This is a genomic window from Paraburkholderia sp. SIMBA_054 (genome assembly GCF_046534875.1).
Lineage (GTDB): Bacteria > Pseudomonadota > Gammaproteobacteria > Burkholderiales > Burkholderiaceae > Paraburkholderia > Paraburkholderia hospita.
Genome location: NZ_JAWRXV010000982.1, coordinates 1 through 263, shown reverse-complemented (window position 1 = coordinate 263; position 263 = coordinate 1). Strand labels below are relative to the sequence as shown.

Genomic DNA, 263 nt, shown 5'->3' with positions numbered 1-263 from the left:
ATTCGGCGCACGCAATCGCGCGGCACGCGAACACGCATGGGCGAACACCCGGGCCGCTCGGCCCCAAAAGGACGGCAACGACAATGGCAGCAGACATGGACGTCAAGCAGCGCTTTTTTCCGCATACCCAGGATGAACTGAAGGAAATCGCCTCGGACATCCTTCGTCACGCGAAGTCGCTCGGCGGTACCGACGCGGCGACCGAAATTTCCGAAGGCGACGGCCTGTCCGTCTCCGTGCGGCGAGGCGAAGTCGAAACGATC

At 62.7% G+C, this 263-nt stretch carries 1 pseudogene; it reads left to right on the top strand.

Annotation, left to right across the window (positions count from 1 at the left end):
- Window positions 1-83: 83 nt before the first annotated feature.
- A pseudogene (pmbA, locus tag SB822_RS58065) lies at window positions 84-263 on the top strand (metalloprotease PmbA); the annotation flags it as partial.